We start from the raw sequence: 6153 nt of genomic DNA, 5'->3' as shown, positions 1-6153 counted from the left end.
GGCAGCCCGGCCTCGGCGATCGTGTTCCGGTAGCCGACGAGGCGCTCGATGCCGCCCACCATGTCCTGTGGGCCGGCGATGGTGGCCGGGCGGTCCGAGCCGCCCGGGGCGTTCGCGGCGGGCCCGAGCCGCCCGCCCGCGCCCGCACCGGCCGTCGTGCCCGGGGCCCGGCGCGACCCGACGAGTCGGGAAGGACCCCGTCCCGGGGTCCTCCCCGCGTCCGAGAGGATGACCGCATGAGTGTCCTGTTCACCCCGCTGACCCTGCGCAGCGTGACCCTGTCCAACCGGATCGCCCTGGCGCCGATGTGCCAGTACACCGCCGGCCCGGACGGCCTGCCCACCGACTGGCACCTCGTGCACCTGGGCGCCCGGGCGGTCGGCGGCGCGGGCCTGGTGATGACCGAGGCCACCGCCGTACTGCCCGAGGGGCGGATCAGCCCCCAGGACACCGGGCTCTGGTCCGGGGCGCACGTCGACGCCTGGCGGCCGGTGACCGCCTTCGTCGCCGCGCACGGCGCGGTGCCGGTCGTGCAGCTCGCGCACGCCGGGTTCAAGGCCTCGACGTACCGCCCGTGGGCGTCCCGGCGGGGCGGGGTGCCCGACGCCGAGGGCGGCTGGACCCCGGTCGGCCCGGGGTCCACGCCGTTCGTGCCCGACTACCGGGTGCCGACCGCGCTGGACGAGGCGGGCATCGCCGGCGTCGTCGAGGCGTTCGCGGCGGGGGCCGGCCGGGCGGTCGACGCCGGGTTCGCGGCAGTGGAGATCCACGCCGCGCACGGCTACCTGCTGCACGAGTTCCTCTCCCCGCTGACGAACCACCGCGACGACGGCTGGGGCGGGGACCGCTCCGGCCGGATGCGGCTCACCCTGGAGGTGGCGCGGGCGGTCCGTGCGGCGGTCGGCGAGGACGTGCCCGTACTGACCCGCATCTCGGCCACCGACTGGGAGCCGACGGGCTGGACGGCCGAGGACAGCGTGGTACTCGCCGGCGAACTGGCCGCCGCCGGGGTGGACCTGGTCGACTGCTCCTCGGGCGGCGCGTCGGCCACCGCGACCATCCCGGTCGGCCCGGGCTACCAGGTGCCGCTGGCCGCCCGGGTACGCCGGGAGGCGGGCGTGGCCACCGGCGCGGTCGGCCTGATCGTCGAGCCGGAGCAGGCCGAGGAGATCGTCGCGTCCGGCGACGCCGACCTGGTCCTGCTCGGGCGGGAACTCCTGCGGGACCCGTACTGGCCGCACCGGGCCGCCGCCAAGCTCGGCGCCACCCCCACCTGGCCCGCCCAGTACGCCCGCGCCACCTGACCCACCCCGCCCCCGGCCCCGGCCCGGCCCCTGCCGGGTCGGGTCAGCCGGCCAGGTGGGACCAGTGGGGTTCCAGGTCGCGCCAGGGGCCCTGGGCGGCGACCGTGCCGGAGCGGAGGACCACGACGTGGTCGGCCCGGACCAGGGCGGCGCGCTTCGAGGTCGAACCCACCACGGTCACGCCGTGCTCGCGTAGCGCCTGCCACAGCGCCAGCTCGGTGGTGACGTCCAGCGCCGAGGACACGTCGTCGGCCACCAGCAGCTCGGTACGGGGGGCGAGCGCCCGGGCCAGCGCGAGGCGCTGCAACTGCCCGCCCGAGAGCCGGGTGCCCTTGTGCCCGATCAGCAGCCCGAGCCCGCCGCCGGCCGCCGCCAGGTCGTGGTCGAGCTGGGCGGTCGACACCGCCGCCGCGGCGTCCACCTGGTGGCCGAGGGTGATGTTGTCGGCCACCGTGCCGGAGAGCACCCGGGGCAGCTGGCCGACGTAGCCCACCTGGTGGGGGCGCAGGAACAGCTCCGGCTCGGTGACGGGGTCGCCGTTCCAGGTCAGCCGGCCGGTGTGCGGGGCGATGCCGGCCAGCGCCCGCAGCAGCGACGACTTGCCCGAGCCGACCGGGCCGACGACCAGCACCAGCTGACCGCGTTCCACCGTCAGGTCGACGTCGCGTACGGCCACCGTCCCGTCGGTGTGCCGGACGCCGAGGCCGGTCAGCTCCAGCCGGCGCAGCGGGTGCCGGGGCGGCACGACGGGCGCCGGGGCGGTCCCCGCGCCGAGGTCCACCCCCGGCACCGCCGCCGAGTACGCCTCCACGCCGGTCATCGCCACCGTCCGCCGGGTCCACACCCGCGCCGACGGGATCTGCGAGATCAGCGAGGCCGTCGTCCACGCGAACCAGCGGGCCGCGGCCAGGGTGGCGACCGCGACCAGGGTGGCGCCGGCCGAGAGCTGCCCGGCCAGGAAGAGCGCCCACGCGCCGATCGGCAGCAGGCCGCTGACCAACGATGGGGTCGAGCGGGACCAGACCTGCACGGAGATCTCCCGGCGTTGCCGGTCGCTGCGCACCACGTCGAGGTCCGCCAGGTGGGCCAGCACCGGGCGGGTAGCCCCGGCGAGCTTGACCGTACGGGCGGCCGACAGCGAGGAGACCAGCGCGGTGGCGAACGCGGCCCGCGCCGCGACGGTGGCCCGCGCCGACCGTTCCAGGTGGGGGCCGAACAGCGTGGCGGCGAGGCCGGAGACGAGCATCGTGCCCGCGAAGAAGAGCCCCGGCACCACGCTGCCGGTGACGGCGGTCATCGCGACCAGGAGCAGCAGCGAGAGCCCCTGGTCCATCAGGTTGTCGGCGAGCTGCACCACCCGCTCGGTGTCGCCGCCCTGGGCCACCACCTCCGCCGGCGTGTGCCGGCTGACCCGGCGCGGTCCGGTCTGGCCGTGCACCAGGCGCAGGCTGATCCGCAGCATCTGCCGGACCCACCACTGCGGGAAGCGCAGACCGTTGAGGTACGGCACCGGCAGGGTCACCAGCAGGCCGACGACGATCCCCAGCGCCGGCTTCCACGGGTCGCCGGTGCCGTCGACCACGTCCGCCCAGAGCCACGGCAGCACCGGCCCCTCCAGCCCGAGGAGCACGAGCAGCAGGAACAACGCCAGCGAGGCCAGCCCGTAGCGCGCGTCGTTGAGGCACAGCCGCAGGATCTCCCGCAGTCCGCGCAGCCCCCGCGGGGACGTCGGCTCCGGCTCCCCGAGGGCTGCGGACCCGCCCTGACCCGCCCGGCCGTCGGCCGACCCGACCGGCTCCGTCGGGGTCGCGGGGGCCGCCCCGACCGGCGGCACGGCCGTGGGCGTGGCCGGCGGGACGGCCGGCGGGCCGACCGGGGGCGTCGCCGTCGGGAGGGCCTCGTCCGGGCCGGTGGTCGGCCACGGGTCCGACGGGCCGGTCAGCAGGTCGACCCCGCCGGAACGACCGCACGGCGCCGCGTGGGCGTACGCGGTGGCGTGGCTGGTGGCGAGCAGTTCGGCGAAGCGTTCCGAGGAGTCCAGCGGCCCGGCCTCCACGACCGCGCCGTCGGCCATCACCACCACCTCGTCGCAGCGGCGTACGGAGGAGAGGCGGTGGGCGATGACGATGCCGATCCGGTCCCGCAGCAACCGCTCGGTGGCCTGCTGCACCCGCGCCTCGGTCACCGGGTCGAGGCGGGCGGTGGCCTCGTCGAGGATCACCACGTGCGGGTCGCGCACCAGGATCCGGGCGAAGGCGACCAGCTGCTCCTGGCCGGCCGAGAGCACGTGCCCGCCGTCGCCCAGCCGGGTGTCCAGGCCGGCGGGCAGCTCGGCGATCCAGCCGTCGAGCCCCAGCTCGCGCAGCGCCCGGGCGGCGGCGTCGAGCAGGTCCGGATCGAACAGCGCGACGTTCTCGGCGAGGGTCCCGGCGAGGATCTCGGTGCGCTGGGGCACCACGGCGATCCACCGGCGCAGCGCCTCGACGTCGAGGTCGCACACGTCGTCGCCGGCCAGGAAGACCGTGCCGGGCGGCACGTCGACGGCCCGGGTGAGCACCTTCGCCAGGGTGGACTTGCCGGAGCCGGTCCGGCCGACCAGCGCGTACGAGCGGCCCCGGGTGAAGGTCAGGTCGACGTCGTGCAGCGCGGGACCGCGCCCGTCGTCGGCACCCCCGTAGCGGAAGGTGAGGCCCCGCACCACGAGGTCGCCCTCGTTCGGGGCGGCCCCGCCCACGGGCTCCTGCCGGGAGCCCGCCAGCAGCTGCACCCGCCCCCACGCGCCGAGGGCGTACTGGAGTTCGGGGACCATCCGGCTGACGTGCTCGACGGTCATGCCGAAGCCGATGGCCAGCAGCCAGATCGCGGTGAGCCGGGCGCCGTCGACCCGGCCGGTGACCAGCGCCCACGCGCCGCCGAGCACCACGGCCGCGATACCGGCCCGGATGACGCCGGCGGCCACAGTGGTGACCTGGGCGGACATCCGCCACACGCGCACCCCGCGACTGAGCACCTCGGCGGCCCGCCGGGCGTAGAGGCGCAGCACGTACGGCCGGGCCAGGCTGGTGCGTACGTCGTCCTGGCCGTGGATGGCCTCCTCCATCACCGCGGCGAGGTCGGACCAGGCCTCCTCCTCGGCCATCCGGGCCGGGCCGATCCGCGCGGTGGGCTTGCGCAGGCCGACGGCCAGCAGCACGGTCAGCAGCAGCATCCCGAGGCCGGCCGGCCACCACACCGCGAGGGCGACGACGGTCGACAGCACGCCGGCGCCGAGGCCCTGCGCGATCCGTACGCCCTGGTTGCGCACCGCGGCGGCGACCTGGTAGACGTCGCCGTCGATGCGGTCGAGCAGCTCGCCGACCGGGGTGGTCTCCAGGGTCGGCAGGTCCTGCCCGAGCGCGACCCGGCACAGCCGGCGCCGCACGTCGGCGGACCAGTCGGCGGTCAGCCCGGCCATCAGCAGGCTCACCGCGAGGTCGGTGAGGACGGCGGCGACCAGCGCCACGGCGAGCAGCGCGAAGAACCCGGCGGCGCGGTGCACCAGGACGGGGCCGGCCAGCGCGGCGGCGGCCGCCTGGCCCCCGGCGCCGAGCACGATCAGGCAGGTCACGATCGCCATTCGGCGGGGCGAGGTGGCCCACAGGTCCCGGAGCAGACGCATGACGGAGTCCCTTCTCCGCAGACCGGGGCGGAGTATCCAGCCTGGTCGGTGGAGCCGGCCGGCTCAACGCATTTACCGGCCGTTCACCTGGCCGGAGCCCGGTGCGTGGGCCACGCCGGCCGGGAGCCGCCCGCGCGGACGCCGCGAAGGGCGGCTCAGAACGGACGCCGCGAAGGGCGGCTCAGAAGAGCACGGTGGCGAGCGTGCCGACCGGGCGGAATCCGCAGCGCTCGTAGACCCGGCGGGCCGGCAGGTTGAAGTCGTTGACGTAGAGGCTGACGGTCGGGGCGACCCGCAGCAGCGCGTCGCGCACCACCGCCGCCATGGCCGCCGACGCGATGCCCCGGCCCCGCCACTCGGGGGCCACCCAGACGCCCTGCACCTGGGCGGTCCGGCGGGTCACCACCGCCAGCTCGGCCTTGAACACCACCCGGCCGTCGACGAACCGGGCGTACGCCCGCCCGGTCCGGACCAGGTCGGTGACCCGCCGCCGGTAGCCGCGCCCGCCGTCGTCGGCGAGCGGCGAGACGCCGACCTCCTCGGTGTACATCGCCACCGCCGCCGGGAAGAGCCGGTCGACCTCGCTGGCGCGTACCCGCCGCACCTCCGGGTCCGCCCGCAGCGCCGGCAGCGCGTCGGTCGCCAGCAACGGCTGGTTGGGGCGTACGTCCCGGGCCGGCCCCCAGACGGCGGAGAGGCGGTCCCAGAGGCCGAGCACGGCGTCGGCGCGGCCCACGATCGACGAGCAGAGCCGCTCCTCGCCGGCGAGCAGGTCGGCGTAGGCGGCGACGGCCGGCTCGGTGGCGAGCACCGGGGTCAGGTTGCCGCCCAGCCAGCAGATCGACTCCAGGTTGCGGCGGCTGCCGTAGCCCAGCACCCGTCCCTCGGCGCGCCACCAGGCCAGGCCACGCGCCGTGATCCGCTCGGCGACCTGCGCGCCCGCGAACGGGTCGAGGTCGAGCAGCCGCTCGACCGCGCGGCGCTCCGACTCCCCCAGTTGGCGTACCGGCACCGTCAGCACGGCTACCAGCCTGCCAGATCCGCCCGGTGCCGCGCCGGTCGAGTGACCAGTGGGACGCCTGCACCGTGACGGGACCATCGGAGCACACCCATGCGCTTCTCCGTACTCGGCAGCACCGAAGTCACCAACAACGGCCACCACCTCGAACTCGGCGGAATCCGCCAACGCGC

The 6153-nt window shown here is 76.5% G+C and carries 3 protein-coding genes and 1 pseudogene; 1 reads left to right on the top strand and 3 read right to left on the bottom strand.

Annotation, left to right across the window (positions count from 1 at the left end):
- Positions 1-104 (bottom strand): annotated as a pseudogene (locus AB0B83_RS29680) (LacI family transcriptional regulator); the annotation flags it as partial.
- Positions 105-236: 132 nt separating this feature from the next.
- Between AB0B83_RS29680 and AB0B83_RS29675 the strand changes: the two are divergent.
- Positions 237-1304, top strand: coding sequence for an NADH:flavin oxidoreductase/NADH oxidase (locus AB0B83_RS29675; protein WP_357580939.1), 1068 nt, complete (start codon positions 237-239; stop codon positions 1302-1304).
- A 43-nt stretch (positions 1305-1347) separates the two neighbouring features.
- Here the strand turns inward: AB0B83_RS29675 and AB0B83_RS29670 are convergent, their stop codons facing one another.
- Together AB0B83_RS29670 and AB0B83_RS29665 are read right to left on the bottom strand one after the other, a co-directional pair.
- Entirely contained in the window at positions 1348-4962 is a 3615-nt protein-coding gene (locus AB0B83_RS29670; protein WP_357580938.1) for an ATP-binding cassette domain-containing protein, read from the bottom strand.
- 181 nt (positions 4963-5143) lie between these two features.
- On the bottom strand, positions 5144-5983 hold the full coding sequence (locus AB0B83_RS29665; RefSeq protein WP_311410917.1) for a GNAT family N-acetyltransferase: 840 nt from the start codon (positions 5981-5983) through the stop codon (positions 5144-5146).
- Positions 5984-6153: the final 170 nt, after the last annotated feature.

Origin of the sequence: Micromonospora sp. NPDC049060 (assembly GCF_040649055.1) — a bacterium.
Classification (GTDB): domain Bacteria; phylum Actinomycetota; class Actinomycetes; order Mycobacteriales; family Micromonosporaceae; genus Micromonospora; species Micromonospora reichwaldensis.
The sequence above is the reverse complement of the archived record's forward strand: the minus strand, read 5'-3'. Positions and strand labels throughout refer to the sequence as shown.